Origin of the sequence: Leptotrichia sp. oral taxon 223, assembly GCF_013394795.1 — a bacterium.
GTDB lineage: Bacteria > Fusobacteriota > Fusobacteriia > Fusobacteriales > Leptotrichiaceae > Leptotrichia.
Genome location: NZ_JABXYU010000001.1, coordinates 864,295 through 881,747, shown reverse-complemented (window position 1 = coordinate 881,747; position 17,453 = coordinate 864,295). Strand labels below are relative to the sequence as shown.

Here is a 17,453-nt window from a genome sequence, read left to right as displayed (position 1 = left end):
AAGGAATTGATGTAATATGGAAAAAGCAGTTGTTAATTTCAGAATGGATAAGACTACTAAGAAAGAAATGGAAGAAATTTGTGAAGATATAGGAATTTCTATAGGGACAGCATTTAATATTTTTGCAAAAAAATTGGTTCGTGAAAGAAGAATACCATTTGAGTTAGATTCAGATCCTTTTTACAGCAAAGAAAACATTGAAAGATTAAAAAAATCTATTGAGCAGATGGAAAAAACTGGTGGAACTGTTCATGAAGTTGACTATGATTAAATCATGGACTGATGAAGCATGGGAAGAATTTGAATATTGGGCAAAAAATGATAAGAGGATTTTTAAGAGAATATTAGAACTCATAAAAGATATTGATAGAAATGGATATACAGGAATTGGTAAGCCAGAAGCTCTGAAATATGATTTGAGTGGTTATTGGAGCAGAAGAATAGACGCTGGAAACAGGATTATTTATAAAATTGAAGATGGATTTATAAAAATCGTTCAATGTGGCTCTCATTATAAGGACAAATAAAAGACAATCGATGATGAAATTATGAATTTCTAAAAATGGCTTAACTTTTATTAAAGGTAACAGCTATGAGTCAACAGGAAGAATTCTAAATACAAATCATCTTGAATTTGATGTAAAAATATTACAAAAGAGTGTATGTATATTTTATCAAAAAAAGTAAACTGTGACAGTTAGGGAGATTAAAATGAAAAAATTTGAGATTTTTGTTAAACTATTTGTAGTACTGCTAGTTATTTTTTGTTTTGAAAGTTATTTTAAAGGAGAAATTATACAAAAAACTTCTATGGATATAAATGAATACTATTATCTTGAAAGTGGACCCAGTCCTTTTTATTCAGTAAACATATGTGAGTCAAAAGGTAATTTAGATTGTTTTGTTGTAGAAGAAATTTCAAATCAAAATAAAGATTATTTAATAGGAAAAATGGGAAATAACCAATATTTTTATATTAATTATTCAGATAATAATAAAAAGAAATTTAATTTAACAAAAGAAGAGATAGAAAAAATTTTTTCTCAAAAAATTAAATTGGAAAAATCTAAAAAATATATAAATAAATATGGTAAAGATGAATTTAATATCTTTGATGAAATGTTAGCTGCTAAATTTATAAAAACTTTGCTTTTTACTCCTATTATTTTAATGTTAATTAAATTTAAAATATATCCGAAATCTTGGAATAAGGAATAGAGATTGGAATAAGCAGAATCCAAGTTATCCTTTAAATCAGTCATTATTGAAAAAATAAGTTTTCTATTGAGGTACAAATTTATGATTTCTTGTAGATACATTAAAAAAAATGAATATTTTAGAAGAAATATTTAAATGGGATAAAGAGTTTAGAGAGATATATCAAAGAAATAGAATATAATTTACTATTAGAATGAAAAAATGGGGAGAAAAAGAATGATAAAAAAAATATTTATAAAAACTCTAATCATAAAATGTTTGATTTTTTTAATAATTTTAAATATGCTTTATGCCAGTGATAAAGATTTTAAAACTCAAAAAAATAGATTTAATAAAATAAATAGCTATTATTTAAAGGACTCTCATAATTATTATGGAACTAAAAAAAAGGTTTTATTAGCTGATATTTCAGATGTAAATAAATTAATAATTGGTGAGAAAGATTTGGAGGAAATTTTTGAGATAGATGATATTCCAATTAAAATAATAAAAGAATACTTTTTTTCAAAAAATAATATTTATTATTGTGGGGAAAAAATAAAAGATGTAGATTTAAAAAGTTTTGAAATTTTACCTTATGGTTTTTCAAAAGATAAGAATAATTTATATTTTGAAGGAGAAAAGATTTTAGAAAATATAGAAAAATTTAAAATTTTAGGAGAAAATTTTTTTCTTATTAATGATAAAGTTTATGTTCTTTTTTTTGAGGAGAAAGCTAGAATTTTAGAAATTAATTTTAATACATTAAGAGAAGTGAAGATTGATATTTCAACAATGAAAGTATTAGGAAAAAATTATATTTCTGATAAAAATAATATATATTATGCAAATAATATTATTGAAAATGTGGATAAAAATAGTTTTAAAATATTAGATGAAAATTTTTCAAGAGATAAAAATAATATTTACTATCATGGAGAAAAAATAAAAGATGTAGATTTAAAGAGCTTTGAAATCTTATCTTATGGATATTCAAGAGATAAAAATAATATATATTATGAAGAAAATATTTTTTTGAATTATTCTATCAAAAATTTAGAAATTTATAATAGACATTTTTTTAGAGATGATAAATATTTATATTTAAGAAGAGTTTTTTTTAATGATACTTTGGTTGAAGATTTTAAAAAGATAAAAATAAATAGTAATATCAAATTAACAAAAATAGATGATTATTTTTTTTCTTTTGATAATAACACAATTTTATATGAAGATTTTGCAGGAGTTCATTTTATAAATGTAAAAAATAGTAGAAAATTTAAGAAAATTACAAATTATTATTATACAGATGAAGAAAATGTTTATTACATGTATAAAAAAATACCGCAAGTAGATTTAGACAGCTTTGAAATAATTAATAAATATTATTCAAAAGATAAGAACAATATTTATTTTAAAAATTTTAAGACTGACAAGTATATAGATGTTGATTTAATTCCCAGAAAAAAAATATTTTATTAAATGTAGAAAATACTGAAAATTTTTTGACTTGGCAACAGTAACTCCGAAAGAATGGAAAGAATGGAAAAACAGGTGGAATTTAAATTTATAAAATTTTCAAATAATCGTTGTTGTAAAAGACAGCGGTTATTTTTTTCTTTCTGTATTTTTTCCTTTATTTTAGTGTTTCCTAACTTTTTCTATGTCAAATCTTGTTTTTTTGAATATTTTTCAATTTTTTAAAACTTTTCATACTGTAAAATAACAGAAATATATGATAAAATATAAAAAATTAATGAAAGTGAATGAGGAAAAATGAAAGTTTATGTGAATGTAAAACAAATTGGGAAGAAAAAAAATAAAATTGATAGGAAGGAATATAAAATTAGCGGGGAAATAAAGACTGTAAAGGAACTTTTGAGAGAATTTGTTACGATAAATGTGAAAAAATTTAATGAAGGGCTTATAGAAGAAGATGTTGTTCCATATTTGACTGATGAAAAAATTAGTGATTTGTCCGATGCTGGGAAGATTTCATTTGGGGTGGATTATAATGGACAAAAGCAGGATTTGGAAAAGGCGATTGAAAATGCACTGCAAAGTTATGAAGATGGAATTTACAGGGTTTTTGTGAATGATGAGGAGCTGGGGAAAATAAATGACAAGGCGACTTTAAAAGAGAATGATGAGCTGACGTTTGTCAGGCTTACAATGTTGGCTGGGAGAATGTGGTAATTAACAAATTTAAAAAATAATTTATAAGGAGATATTATTATGGTACTAGATTACAGTATTCCTGACGAATTGAAAAAGAGCTACAGAGAAAAATTGTCAAAGGAAAAGGAAAAATTAAATCCAGAAAGCCGAAAATTTATTGAAAATGTGCTGGAAGGGACTGTCAAAACTGGAAAGTATGAGCATGAAATTTTTGCGATTGCAGAAATAAAAAAGAAAATTAAAGATATTGAAAATGTTAGGCTTGAGGATATTTTTCCAAAAGAAATCTATCCTGCCTTTGATGTGATGATTGGAAAGCGTTTTAGGGAACTTTTTATTGAAATTTGTGAAAAAACCGTATTAACTCCTTATACAAAAGGATATTATAGAAAGATGATACTAAGCTCAAATTATAGGGATCATTTGCAGGATATGTGGAATACATTGACACATTTTGTGAAATTTCACATTTTGGACTTGGATATTATGAAAATTTTGAAAAGGGAATACGACACGAAACAGTATTCAAATGTTTATGCTTGTGCGGAGCATTACCTCTCGGCTGAAATTGACAGGGGGAATGAAGAGGTTATAGAGTTTCTGAAAGATTTAATTTTAAGTGAAAATAATACATTTGTATTGGATTATACAACATTTAGGGCAATTTTTGCTTCAAACAATCGTGAACTTGTAGAATTAGTGGGGAAATTGCTGTTGGCTGCAAAGCTTCAGGAGGGGCTGCGGCAGGCTATCTGTGAAACGATGGACGGCGGAACTGTGGAAAACTTTAACTATATGTTTAAAATTATACATGAGAATGACTTGTTACGTTTTTCATCGGTAAAAAGGGCATTGGCAACGTGGACTGGCATTGGGGAAATGTATGCTGACAGGGTTAGTAAAAAGGAAATTGAGGTTATTAATAAACTTGTGGAAAATTCAGGATATGCTGATGAACTTTTGGAAAGTGATGACAATGTGGAGGTGCTGCTAGGGCTTTGGCAAAAGGGAAGAGAAGATGTTTCGGTAGCTGTAAAAGCAATTGAAAAACTTATAAATATCGGGAAACGCCACACTATTCTGCTTGCTTCATATTATCTTGACATTATCCAAAATCCAGAATTATCTCAAAAAATTGCAAAAAAAGTTATTCGGCAAAATCCAGATGACTTGGAAATTTATGCTTGCTATTCAGGTAATTTTGTGGGAAATGTAAACACTTATCAGATTTTTCAGAGAATAAATAGTGGTAAAGTTAAGCTGACAGATTATTTTGTGGATGAAAATGAGGCAAAGGAATTTTTTGGAATACTTGAAAATTTGATTAAACAAATGACAAAAGTCAGAAAGGATTTTTCTCCTTGTATTTTCCCGTGGTATTCAGTTACGCTGTATAAAGTGGCGATTGCTGATAAAATGGCTATAATTGCACTATTTTTGAAGGGCGAATATATTGATAAAATTTTGGATTATGCAAAATTTCTTAATTATTATACAAAAGAGGATATTTTACAGCTGGTTTCTGAAAAATTTGAAAATGAAAATCATGAAAAATTTATAGTTGAAGGACTAAAGGATTCTGCAATAACTAATAAAGCCTTTGAAATAGCCAAAAAACATAATTTAGTCCAAAAATATTCTAAAGAAATGGAAGGAATGTTAAGGTTAAAAACTCCAGAAGTGCGTAAAAATCTGATTAATTTGCTTTACTTGCAGAAAAAGACGGCATTTTATGAAACTGTTGAAAATCTTATAAAGACAAAGGATGTAAATAGACGGCTGGCTGCGTTTGACTTGATTTTGAAGGCTAAGAATGAGAAAAAGGACGACGTGAAAACATTGCAGAAGTATGTAAAACTTGTGAAAGAGCCTACTTCAAGTGAAATAGTGCTAATCAGTGAAATTAACAGGGAAGAGAAAAAGGCCATTAATGAGGAACTGGAATATAACATTAATTATGAGCCAAGTTTTGAAAACAAAGAATTTTTGGAAGAAAAATTAGATGTAAAACAAGTATTTACAAAGTCTGCGGATGAGCTTCTGGAAATTGTAAAAAAACTGAATGACTTGTATGTAAAATATGAAAATTATGAGTATAAAACGGTCTGGGGCGAGGAAGCTGTGCTTTCTAATGCATTTTCTCCTATTTTTTCTTCAGATAGAAAATATGATTATAAAAATCAGAAACTGGAGGATTATCCGCTTAAGGAAGTATGGCGGAAATTTTATGAAACAAAAATTAAAGATTTTGAAACATTGTATCAGCTTTATTTATTTACGAAGGAAAAATTTTTAGCAAAGAAATATTTAGACTATACAAATGAAATGATTGGATTTGATGCAAATAATCTGATTGAACAAATAATGCTTGAAAAAAGCAAAAATAATAATTTAAAATATTTTGAGATGAATAACGGATATTATTATTCAATTGGAAAGATAAACCAGATTATATGTATACTTGTGAATGAATACAAGAATGAAAGCAAAAACAAAGAATATCGTTACAATTTTGGAAAAGTTATATTTTCTTATGTCTATAACCATTCAGATGAAAGTAAAATTTTGACAAAACAGGAAAATAATTACTGGAGCAGGAATAACGCTAAAGAAACATATCAAAGTATCTTTGAAAGTAATCTCATTTTTCAGGCTGCTAAAGATGATATGAAATATTATTCAGATGACAAGGAATTTTGTGAGCAGTTTATCTTAAAATATGAAATTTATAAAAAAATGTACAATTATGTGAAAAAGAAAAATGGTGATTTAAGCGGGAAACTAATTTCGCTTTATGAATTTGCTTTCGCTGTAACAAAAGGAATTATCGCAAAAGATGAGTTTTACATCGAAGTGCTTAATCGTGGAAATGCGAAGGACAATATAAGAACTTTGTGCAATTTTATTTATGGTGATGAAGATTCTGACAGGGGTGAAGATGAACAGAAAGTTGTGGAATTTTTTAAAGTGGAAGGGCAAAAAATAATAGACTACATTTTGGAAGCTGAGTTTAAAAGAGGGGAAAATCCTGTGGAATATTCAAATACGATTCATCAGATACCGATTGTAAAAGGTGTTGACAATCTTATCAAGATTTTGATGGCACTGGGGAATGAAAAGCTGGAAAGAGGAGGCTATTATTCCTACTATTACAGCGATGATTCCAAAAAATCAAATTTGAGCCATCTTCTGAAAAATAGCCAGCCTGATAAAAACGACACCAGTGAACTTTTTGCAAAAAAAATAAAAGGAAGCAAAATCAGTCAGCAGCGGCTTATAGAAGTGGCAATGTATGCACCACGATGGATACCGCTTATTCAGGAATATTTGGGCTGGAAGGGAATGGAAAGTGCCTGTTACTATTTCCACGCTCATATAAGTGATGTATCTAAAAATATGGAAAGCCTGTTTGCCAAATATACTCCTATTTCTGTGGAAGACTTGGCTGTGGGAGCTTTTGACATTGACTGGTTCAAGTCTGCTTATAAGGAGCTTGGGAAAAAACGGTTTGAGATGCTTTATGAGGCGGCAAAATATGTATCAGATGGAGCAAAGCACTCACGGGCAAGAATGTTTGCGGATGCTGTGCAAGGGAAACTGAAATTAAAGGAAACGGAAACAAAGATTCAAGATAAGAGAAATAAAGACCTGGTTGCCAGTTATTCCTTAATTCCACTTAAAAAAGCTCGTGACAAGGATTTGCTTCATAGATATAAATTTTTGCAGAAGTTTCTGAAGGAAAGCAAGCAGTTTGGGGCTCAGCGTCGGGCAAGCGAGGCAAAGGCATTTGAAATATCTCTTGAAAATTTATCAAGAAATGCTGGATATTCAGATGTAATCCGTTTAATCTGGAGTATGGAAACAGCTTTAATTAATGAAATGCAAAAATATTTTGAGCCAAAAAAAATTGATGAAATTTCGGTGTTTATAAAAATTGATGAATTTGGACAAACTAAAACAGTTTTTGAAAAAAATGGAAAAATTTTGAAAACAATGCCGGCAAAACTAAAGAAAAATAAGTATATTGAAGAAATTAAGGAAGTTAATAAGAATTTGAAGGAGCAGTATAGACGTTCTAAAAAAATGCTGGAAGAAGCAATGGAAGATGGCACAGAATTTTACAACTATGAAATAAAAAATCTGATGGAAAATCCTGTAATTTCACCACTGCTAGATACTCTTGTTTTCAAATCTGAAAACAATCTTGGTTATTACAGCGAAGGCGGCCTTGTAACTGTAAATGGCGATATTATTGAACTTGAAGAAAATCAGGTGTTAAAAATTGCTCATGCTCTTGATTTATATAACAGTGGAAAATGGAGCGAGTATCAGCAGGATTTGTTCACAAAACAGATAAAACAGCCGTTTAAGCAAGTATTTAGAGAAATTTATGTAAAAACTGCGGACGAAAAAGGTAAGGAAAATTCACTGAGATATGCTGGACATCAGATTCAGCCGAATAAAACTGTTGCTGTGTTGAAAAATCGAAGATGGGTTGCTGATTATGAGGAAGGGCTGCAAAAAGTTTACTACAAGGAAAATATCATAGCCAAAATTTATGCAATGGCGGACTGGTTCTCTCCATCTGATATTGAAGCTCCAACACTTGAATGGGTTTGCTTTTATGACAGAAAAACGTTTAAGCCTTTACTTATAGACAATGTTCCTGATTTAATCTTTACGGAAGTAATGCGGGATGTGGATTTAGCTGTAAGTGTGGCTCACATTGGCGGTGTCGATCCTGAAGCCAGCCATTCGACTATTGAAATGAGAAAAGCAATTGTTGAGTTCAATCTTAAATTATTCAAACTTGAAAATATTACATTTACTGAAAAACATGCTATAATAAAAGGCGAACGTGCAGAATACACAGTTCATTTGGGAAGTGGAGTGGTTCATCAGAGAGCAGGAGCTGAAATAAACGTGCTTCCAGTACATTCTCAGCAAAGAGGAAGAATATTCCTGCCATTTGTTGACGAAGATCCCAAAACAGCCGAAATTATGAGTAAAATTATTTTATTTGCGGAAGACGCTAAAATAAAGGATCCGTTTATTTTGGAACAGATAAAATAGGAAAAAATGGAAAAAAGAAAAAAATAGAAAGGAAGAATTTTGGAAAGTTTTATTTTTTTAGGATTAATTTTGTTAGTTGGTGCAGTTACACAGAATAAATCCATAGTTTATGCAACAATTTTTGTACTAATTTTAAAAGTTTTATTTAATATCACAGAAAGTTGCAAATTAAAGGGAATTGACATTGAGAATTTTATGACTCAATTTAGAAAAGAGGGTATAAATTGGGGTGTTCTGATAATTACAGTCGCTATTTTAATTCCTATTGCCACAGGGGAAATTGGATTTTCACACTTATTAAATGCTTTTAAATCTCCAATTGGATGGGTTGCGATTATAAGTGGAATTACTGTTTCCATCCTTTCCTCAAAAGGCGTAGGACTACTTTCGGGACAGCCTGAAATCACAGTCGCTCTAGTAATTGGAACAATAATGGGAGTTGTGTTTTTCAAAGGAATTGCTGCAGGGCCTGTCATTGCCAGCGGAATTACTTTTTGTATTTTGAGAATTATTGAATTAGTTTTTAAAAGATAATTTTTGATTTTAAAAATAAAAAATTTATAAATAAGAAAAGTTGCAACTAAAGTTAAAAGCTACAACTCTTCTTATTTTTTATTTATTTAAAATAATTACAGTAAAACTATACTAGAAGTTAAATCTAACTCCAGTCGTAAACACATTGTTATTTCCTTTACCTTTTCCGCTGTCAATAGAGCCGTCATAGTTTACATACCAGCCAAATCCAGAATTTACTTCTGTCAATGCTCCAACTCCTACCCAAGTTTTATTTTTAGAAAGTCCTATACCTTTAACCTTGAATGTTGCTCCCGGTAGTCCAGTATATCTTGCATCAAAGCTTAGGTCCTGATCATTGAAGGCTCTCTGATGTGTTACGTAACCTTGGAATGTAGTCTTGCTTCCACCGTTCCAGTTTACAGCTTTTCCAACTCTAAGCCCAAGTAATGCCGCTGTCTGATTGTAGTTCTTCTTATCAGCAGTCAATCCAAACTGGCTCTTTTCTTCTGAGAATGAACCTCTTACAACTGTATCGTGAGTTAATCCCACAAATGGTGTTACAACAAAGTCGCCATTACTGTTCTTAATGTCGTATCCTGTTTCCAAATATCCAGAATATACTTTGTCATTATGATTAATTTTTGCTCTTGTAAAGTCATTGTTACTTAAAATAATATCTCTTTCAACATCACTGTCAACAAATCCTATTCCGAAACGTCCTTGCAAGTAGAACGGAACATTTTTGTTGCCTAATCTTCCATATAGTGAAACGCCAAAGTTGTTTGCATCAGATTTTCCACCGTATCTGTCAAATTTAACGTCAGCTTTTGAGTATGATAATGCAGTACCTAAAATCAAGTTTTCACCAAACTGCTTATCAACTCCGACTTGTCCACCAGCAACTTTAGTATCTCCCTTACCATATCCATCCTGTTTTAACTTACCATTGGCACCAAATCCAGAAATCCACAATCCGAAATTATCTCCAACGTTGTCAAGTGTTCCCAGCATAACCAATCTGTTTGACAAGTCCTTGTTTACAGTATGTGAATGTTGGAATGTAAGTGCCTGTGCAGAAGCGTAAATTTGTCCAGATAGACTGTCTAAAACTGCTGCCCTGTTTGAAGAAGTAAGTGCTTGAAGTTTTGCGGCTTTTCTTTCAAATTGGGCTACATTTCCAGCCGTTCCATTTTCAATGTTTTGATCTAATTTTTGGAATGCAGTTTCCAAGTTTTCGGCAGTATTTTTTTGCATTTCGTCAGATTCTGCAATTTTTTCTACATAGTCTAATACATTTTTTCTGCTTACTTTTGCAGAAACAGCATTTTCGTTTTGGTTGATTTTAGCATTTAACATTTCATCAGTGTTTACATTTTCAAAGTTTCCTTCGATTTTACTGTCTGATGTAATTACATTTTGTGTAGTTCCGTTAGCTGTCACATATTTTCTTTCTCCATTTTCTTCTGGCTTTATTTCAAGTCTTGAATTATTTAAATTAACTTTTCCTTTTACGTGAATATTAGAATTTAAATCTGATACAACTCTTGAATTTTCCAAAGCCTGATAATTTCCACTAATTTGTGTTGAACCAGAGTTTTCCAGAGTTCCATTATTTGTAATATCATTTTTTATTACAGCATTATTTGTAGAAAGAGTAGCTTGTCTTCTTACGCTGATGGATGAAGTGTAGACACCATTTACTTGCAATCTTCCGGCATTTACTGTTGTAGGCCCTGTAAATGTAGAATTTCCAGATAAAATTAAATCTCCGGCTCCATCTTTAATTACACCTGCATCTCCTGAAATATCATTCGAGAAAGTATAAGTTCCATTTGGAATGTTAATAGTAACGTTATCTCCAAGCGCAAGCTGTTTACTAAATAACGCAGGCCCTTTAAGAGCTTTGTCAATATTCAAAAGTCCCCATCCGTAGACATCGTCAACTCCCGAAGCTCCAATGTCAGTTGCTGTTGATAAAATAGTTTGACGGATTAGGCTTGCATCCATCCAAGGGTACTTTTCTTTAAGCAATGCTGCTGTTCCTGTTACAAGTGGTGCTGCAAATGAAGAACCTCCACCGACATAATTTTTTCCGTTTATTGAGAATGTCTGATCTCCGACTGCGGTTACAGTCCAGTTTTTTGCAACTCCTGCAGGCGAAAGTGGCGTCAAGTTGCCCCAGCTTGTATCTCCTAATTTTGATTCTTCCTTTGAAGTCAACGCAACTACATTTATCCATCCTTTTTCAAGTTCAGTTTCAAAATAAGGCAATGCCCCTTCAAGTGTAGACTGCTTGTCAGAAGAATCATTTCCGGCTGCCCATACAAATAATGAACCGTTATTTACTTCGCTTTTATAGAAATTGAGCATATCGCTTCCTATTTGATATCCATAATAGTGGCTTGAAGTTGAGTCGCTGTTAAAATCTGTTACCACCCCGTCAATTCCAAATGACTGATTGTAAATAGTAACTCCGTGATCTTTCAATGCTTGATACATTGCCAGCGTTACTTTAGGGTATGTTCCCTTATCACCACGTTTACCTGAATCAATGGCATAAACAGTTGCACCTTTTGCGATTCCCTCAGAAGAACCTGCTGCAAGATCGGCTACGACTACACCATGATCGTCATTTGCAGTAGATTCGGCTGTGAAGTCAGAAACTGTAAGTTTTGTCAGACGGGTTCCAAATTTTGCTGTTAAATCCCCATCAAATGCTGAATTCTGGTATCCTACATCAATAATTCCTACTTTGACACCAGAACCTGTAAGTGTTGAATTTGAATTATTGTGCGGATTATCTTTGTTGTACGAAAGAGTGGTGTCATTCCATGCTACTACTGAACTTGTTGCAGTTACAGTTGGTTTAGTTGTTACCGGCGCTGTAGGTTTTGTACCTGTATCAGGTGATGGTGATGGCGTAGGGGTTGGTGTTGTTGATGCAGAACCACCTCCACCACCGCCACCGCCACCGCAACTGATTAATAAAGCGGATAATGCGATAAGGATTGATTTTTTAGTGAAGTTATATTTTTTAGTTCCTTTTTTTATATCTTCATTAAATTTTTTTAAATTAGAAGTCATAATTATCTATCTCCCTTCAATATATCTTTTAAAAATTGTTTTATTTGAATTATTTCTTATTTTCCTTTGAAAAAATTTAAATAAAATTAAGTTCTACGATAATTTTCCTATACTATTTTACCACATTTTTATTAGAATATCACTATAAATTTACAAATTTATTTAAAAATTTCTCCCGCTTCCTTATACCATAAAACTAAGTCCAGCTCGTCCATTTTTATTTTTGAAAATTCTGAATATTCCCGTATTTTTTCCTCGATTTCATAGTATTTTTTTTCTGTTACTGTTTTAGGGATTTCATCAATTACATTAAGTGCTTTGAGATTCCTTAGAACATGTCTGTCTAAAATTGCAATATTTTCTCCAAATCCAAGATTTCGCAACACGTGATTTGCCTCTTTTAATCCCATTCCTTTAATATTTTTTAAAATCCATTTTCTTTTTTCAAAAGTATCTCCAATTTCTGATAAAATTTTCTTTGGCTGCAATTTTCCATCTTTTGTCATTAATTCCCGTAATTCTACCAGATACCGGGATTTGTTATTCTTAAATCTGACAATGTTTAAAAAGTCAACGATTTCTTCGGGTTCTCCTTCGTAAAGCAGCCCATTTTCCACTAAATTTGAAATAGCTTGCCACGCATTTTTTGCTTTTGACTGAGGTGTCAGGATACAAAATGCCATTTCTGCAAATACTTCTTTTTCCGTACCTTCCCACGCCTTTTTGTAACCTTTTATTGCTTTTTCAATTCCCTTTTTTATTTCTTTGTGAATTTTCAAGATTTCATCATGTTTTTCCTTGTTAATTTTTTCATTGATTTCATTATTTTCAATATTCTTTTTTTTGTTTTTTTCAGACATAGTTAAAATTCCTTATTTTATTAATATTCTTTTATTTCAGAAAAAATTTTCCAATTTCATCAATAGTTTCCTCTGATTCCTTGAGCGGGGCTAAAATCCAGTCATGACACAAATTTTCCCCAATTTTTATTTTTACGCTTGTACCAACTGCAACTTCCAGCATATCGCTTAATTTTAGGCAATCTGGATACAAAATTTCATTTGTCCCAAAAATTAGAAAAATTTCCCCAAGATTGTCCATATTTCCATAAATTGGTGAAATCATAGGATTTTTCACGTCCAGTTCCCCTGCAAACTGTTTTCCTGTTACAATTAGCCCATTTAACGGCAAAAGAGGATCTTTTTCTGCAAATTCCTCTATTTCCTCATTTGTCATCGAAACATCTGTCCAAGGGGACATTAGAACAGTTTTCTTTGGGAATGGCAAGTCTTTCTCATTTTTCAATATTTGTAAAAATGCAAGAGCAAGTCCTCCGCCAGAAGAATCCCCAAACAAATAAAATTCATCAGTTTTGTATTTGCCGGTTATCTGCTTATAGGCGTCCATTACTGTGTTGTGTGCTTTATCAACAGTATTCTCGGGAGCAAGCGGGTAGTCAATGAATGTAACTTTCAAATGAAATTTTTTTACTAACTTTTCAATAATATTTTTATGAGCCCTGACGGCACGCATGACATAAGCGCCACCATGCAGGAAAATAATATGCCTGCTATGACTTTCTTCTGAAAAAACCGTCAAGACTTGGTATTTGTCAATAAACTGCTCATCAGTAATAAGCGACTTGTCAAAGTTTTTTTTATTCAAAAAATCCGTATCTCTCCTCGGATTCAAAAAATCCTTTTCCTTATATTTTTTCATATTTACCAATTTTGCAATCGGTACTGCAATATCTGATAATAAACTCATTTTTTATTTTATTTTTCAAAAAAATAATTAAACTCCTTTCTGATTTTTTAAATTTGCAGTTTTAATCAATTGAATTAAAAAAAATCTAAAATTTATTATACAATTTCTGATAATTTTTGAATTAAAATTCCTTCACTTTCTAATTTTTCACGTATTTTTCTTACAAAAAGCAAAGCCTTTTCACCATCGCCGTGAACACAAATTGAATCAGCCTTTATTGGTATTTCTTTTCCTGTTATTGAAGTTACCTTTTGCTCTTTTATCATTTTTATTACACGTTCTATCGCTTCATTTTCATCGTGAATCATTGCCCCTTCTTTTGAACGTGCGACAAGGCTTCCATCCTCCTCATAAGCCCTGTCTGCAAAAACTTCACTTGCATATTTTAATCCCAAGTCTTTTGCGGCTCTTAAAGTTTCACTTCCAGAAAGTCCAAGAATTATGAGAGAACTGTCAAAATCAGCAATAGCCTCACAAATAGCCCTTGACAAATCATAATCTTTTGCAGCCATATTGTACAATGCTCCATGAGGCTTCACATGCTGCAATTTTATACCTTCACTTTTACGAAAAGCCCCTAAAGCTCCTAATTGATACAGCACGTAGGCTTTTGCTTCATCTAATGAAATTTTCATTTCACGCCGTCCAAATCCCATCAGGTCCAGAAATCCAGGATGGGCTCCTATTGCAATATTATTTTTTTTAGCGATTTCTATCGTTTTTTTCATAACGACTGGATCTCCCGCATGAAATCCGCAGGCGACATTAGCACTGGAAATAAGTGGAATAATCTTATCATCCCCTCCAATTTTATAATTTCCAAAACTTTCTCCCAAATCACAGTTCAAATCTACCTTGAAAGCCATATTTTACCTCTTTTCATTTTTTAAGTTTAATTCATAAATTATAGTCACAATCCACTAAGCGGAGTTAGCCATCTAATCTTGTTTTAGACTGGAATTGCTATAATTTAAATTTTTAATAAAGCAGCACATTTTCAATAAAACTTGTAGTTGCCTTTCCTTTACAGAAAACCTCGTTTTTCATAATCTGATACTGAAAGTCCAGATTAGTTTCCACACCTAAAATTACAGTTTCGTTGAGTGCTGAACGCATTTTTTGGAGTGCCATTTCACGGGTTGGAGCGTGAACTATAATTTTGGCAATCATTGAGTCGTATTCTGTTGGTATTGTGTAGCCTGTGTAAATAGCAGTGTCAACTCTTATTCCATTGCCATCTGGCAAGTGCATGTTTGTTATCTTGCCAGGACTTGGCATAAAGTTTTTTTCAGGAATTTCTGCATTTATACGGCATTCTATCGCATGTCCCCGCAGCTGGATGTCTTCCTGCGTGAAACTCAATTTTTCATTCATTGCCACCCTAATCTGTTCAATGATTAAATCTGTTCCTGTTACCATTTCAGTAACTCCATGCTCCACTTGAATTCGGGTATTCATTTCCATAAAATAATATGAGCCATCCGCACCCATTATAAATTCTATTGTTCCAGCGTTTGTGTAATTTACTGCTTTTGCCGCCAGAATCGCATATTTGTTTAGAGCTTCCCTTGTTTTTTCAGAAATTGCAGGAGATGGAGATTCTTCCACTAATTTTTGATGATTTCTCTGAACAGAGCAGTCCCTTTCACCAAGAGCCACTACATTGCCAAAATTATCAGCAATTACCTGAATTTCAATGTGTCTCGGATCTTCTATAAATTTTTCAATGTACATAGTGTCGTCACCAAACGCATTAATTGATTCCCGCTGAGCCACATTAAATAAAAATTCAAATCCGTCCCTATCCTTTACAACACGCATTCCTTTTCCGCCCCCGCCAGAAGAAGCCTTTACCATGACAGGATATCCGATATTTTCAGCGGCTTTCATTCCAGCCTCCACGTCATAAACAGGCTCCTTTGTTCCCGGCACAACTGGAACACCAGCCTCCATCATCGTTTTTCTAGCCTGAGATTTATTTCCCATTCTATCAATAACTTTAGCTGTTGGCCCAATAAAGTTTATCCCATTTTCCTCGCACATTTTTACAAACTCTGAATTTTCCGACAAAAAGCCGTATCCAGGATGAATCGCATCTGCTCCCACATTCAAGGCGGCCGTAATGATGCTTTCCTTATTCAAGTAGCTATTTCTTGCAGGCCCTTCCCCAATGCAGATACTTTGATCCGCCAGTTTTATATGAAGACTCTCCTTATCCTCCTTTGAGTAAATCGCAACACTCATAATCCCCATATTTCTACAGGCTCTAATAATTCTAACTGCAATTTCCCCACGATTTGCAATCAATACTTTTTTTATCATAAATTAATCCTCTTTCTCTTTTTTTTAAAGTGATTTTTTTAATAAATTAGATTATTTAAGCAGCAGATTTTAAAAAATTTAATACATTATTTTTATTCCATAAATTTTATTTTATCTTCAATTTCTGCATAACGCTCTTTTCCAATAATCTTTTCCAAATCCACATTTGATCTTATGTTACTTTTTTCAATTTCAGGAAGTAATTTTTTTATTTCCTTATTTGTAAATCCTATTTTTTTTAATTCTTTTCCATTTAACTTGTTAATGCTGTATTTTGTAATTTCACGTCCATAATTTTGGTTTGGATTTTGGATTTTTTCATTATCCACAAATAAAAATTTTTGTGCAGTTTCTAATCCAGTTTTTCCAAATCCTGAAATATTTTTCACTTCGTTAATATCTTTAATAATCCCAACTTCATCCCGATATTTCACAAATTTTTCAGCCTTATTCTTATTAATCCCCAATTTTAGCAAATCCTTGTACTCAACATTATTAATATCGAATTTTACGTTACTTTTTGTCAAATCAGCATCTTTTTTAGCCTTATTTTTTTTATAATTTTTTTCCTTACTAATCTCAATTTCAGGAATATTTTTATCCTCAATTAAAAGTCTTAAAAAATTTCCCCCAATTAACAGCATTATAAAAATAATGACATATTTTATTTTCATAAATAATCCCCCTTTTGATCATTTTATTTAACAATTTTTGAAAATCTGCCACTTAAATAAAATAACTTATATTTTATGACAAATTATACCACATTGATTTGTTATTTGATAGATAAAAAAATTAAAATTTAAATTTTATCATTTTTTTAAGCAAGGGAAATCAATCGCCATTTCCCTTTATTTCGCAATAACAGTTATTTTAACATATTTAAATAATGGCATGCTCAAGATAATAGCGAAAGTGCTATGCACTATCCCTGGCTCGTCTAAGCATTTTTAATTCAATTACAATATTTAATTGATTAAGATAAATAATAAAAAAGTTTTGCATTAATTGAAATAGTTCATAGAATATTTCGTCATTGATCCCAAGTTTTAGTCATAATAAACCCTATTTAAATAACGGATTTATTATAAACTTTTCCAACAAAGGATAAGATCTAGTATTTTCAAATAATCAAAATATAATTTTTTAGTTTCATAAATTGACGGAGCTTTTATTTGTTCAACTACGACTGTTTGACGACTGTAAGGAAGAGTTTCGGAGTTGGGCAAATAAAAGTCGTAGTCTAGCCATAGGTATTGCGTAGCAATCTTGCCACAAGTTTAATTATTAGAATAAACCTTTACTGCAAGATAAGG

General features: G+C 31.4%; 13 protein-coding genes. 7 read left to right on the top strand and 6 right to left on the bottom strand.

The window, feature by feature from the left end; all coding sequences use genetic code 11:
- The first annotated feature begins 16 nt into the window (after positions 1 to 16).
- From HW275_RS04110 to HW275_RS04080, 7 genes are all read left to right on the top strand, one after another.
- The gene (locus HW275_RS04110; protein WP_178935372.1) at positions 17 to 271 is read left to right on the top strand and encodes a type II toxin-antitoxin system RelB/DinJ family antitoxin; all 255 of its coding nucleotides are present in this window, start codon (positions 17 to 19) and stop codon (positions 269 to 271) included.
- On the top strand, positions 264 to 527 hold the full coding sequence (locus HW275_RS04105) for a Txe/YoeB family addiction module toxin (protein ID WP_304599209.1): 264 nt from the start codon (positions 264 to 266) through the stop codon (positions 525 to 527). The genes HW275_RS04110 and HW275_RS04105 overlap by 8 nt, the downstream gene beginning before the upstream one ends.
- Before the next feature lie 184 nt (positions 528 to 711).
- On the top strand, positions 712 to 1,218 hold the full coding sequence (locus tag HW275_RS04100; protein ID WP_178935370.1) for a hypothetical protein: 507 nt from the start codon (positions 712 to 714) through the stop codon (positions 1,216 to 1,218).
- A gap of 216 nt (positions 1,219 to 1,434) precedes the next feature.
- Positions 1,435 to 2,679, top strand: a complete 1,245-nt coding sequence (locus HW275_RS04095; RefSeq protein WP_178935369.1) for a DKNYY domain-containing protein — start codon at positions 1,435 to 1,437, stop codon at positions 2,677 to 2,679.
- A gap of 294 nt (positions 2,680 to 2,973) precedes the next feature.
- The gene (locus HW275_RS04090; RefSeq protein WP_178935368.1) at positions 2,974 to 3,393 is read left to right on the top strand and encodes a hypothetical protein; all 420 of its coding nucleotides are present in this window, start codon (positions 2,974 to 2,976) and stop codon (positions 3,391 to 3,393) included.
- Between the two features lie 39 nt (positions 3,394 to 3,432).
- Entirely contained in the window at positions 3,433 to 8,448 is a 5,016-nt protein-coding gene (locus tag HW275_RS04085; protein WP_178935367.1) for a DUF4132 domain-containing protein, read from the top strand.
- A gap of 39 nt (positions 8,449 to 8,487) precedes the next feature.
- Complete coding sequence (locus HW275_RS04080) at positions 8,488 to 8,982, top strand: DUF441 domain-containing protein (RefSeq protein ID WP_178935365.1); 495 nt, start codon at positions 8,488 to 8,490, stop codon at positions 8,980 to 8,982.
- A 111-nt stretch (positions 8,983 to 9,093) separates the two neighbouring features.
- Here the strand turns inward: HW275_RS04080 and HW275_RS04075 are convergent, their stop codons facing one another.
- The 6 genes from HW275_RS04075 to HW275_RS04050 all read right to left on the bottom strand — a co-directional run bounded on the left by HW275_RS04075 (position 9,094) and on the right by HW275_RS04050 (position 16,811).
- The gene (locus HW275_RS04075; protein WP_178935363.1) at positions 9,094 to 12,048 is read right to left on the bottom strand and encodes an autotransporter domain-containing protein; all 2,955 of its coding nucleotides are present in this window, start codon (positions 12,046 to 12,048) and stop codon (positions 9,094 to 9,096) included.
- Between the two features lie 158 nt (positions 12,049 to 12,206).
- On the bottom strand, positions 12,207 to 12,854 hold the full coding sequence (locus HW275_RS04070; protein WP_370464341.1) for an N-glycosylase/DNA lyase: 648 nt from the start codon (positions 12,852 to 12,854) through the stop codon (positions 12,207 to 12,209).
- Between the two features lie 85 nt (positions 12,855 to 12,939).
- Positions 12,940 to 13,815 (bottom strand): alpha/beta hydrolase fold domain-containing protein, encoded by an 876-nt coding sequence (locus HW275_RS04065; RefSeq protein ID WP_178935359.1) that lies wholly within the window; start codon positions 13,813 to 13,815, stop codon positions 12,940 to 12,942.
- 95 nt (positions 13,816 to 13,910) lie between these two features.
- Positions 13,911 to 14,681 carry a LamB/YcsF family protein gene (locus tag HW275_RS04060; RefSeq protein ID WP_178935357.1) on the bottom strand — a complete coding sequence of 257 codons (771 nt, stop codon included), beginning with the start codon at positions 14,679 to 14,681 and terminating at the stop codon, positions 13,911 to 13,913.
- A 112-nt stretch (positions 14,682 to 14,793) separates the two neighbouring features.
- Positions 14,794 to 16,137, bottom strand: coding sequence for an acetyl-CoA carboxylase biotin carboxylase subunit (accC, locus tag HW275_RS04055; protein WP_178935355.1), 1,344 nt, complete (start codon positions 16,135 to 16,137; stop codon positions 14,794 to 14,796).
- Between the two features lie 92 nt (positions 16,138 to 16,229).
- Positions 16,230 to 16,811, bottom strand: coding sequence for a helix-hairpin-helix domain-containing protein (locus HW275_RS04050; protein ID WP_178935353.1), 582 nt, complete (start codon positions 16,809 to 16,811; stop codon positions 16,230 to 16,232).
- Positions 16,812 to 17,453 lie beyond the last annotated feature (642 nt).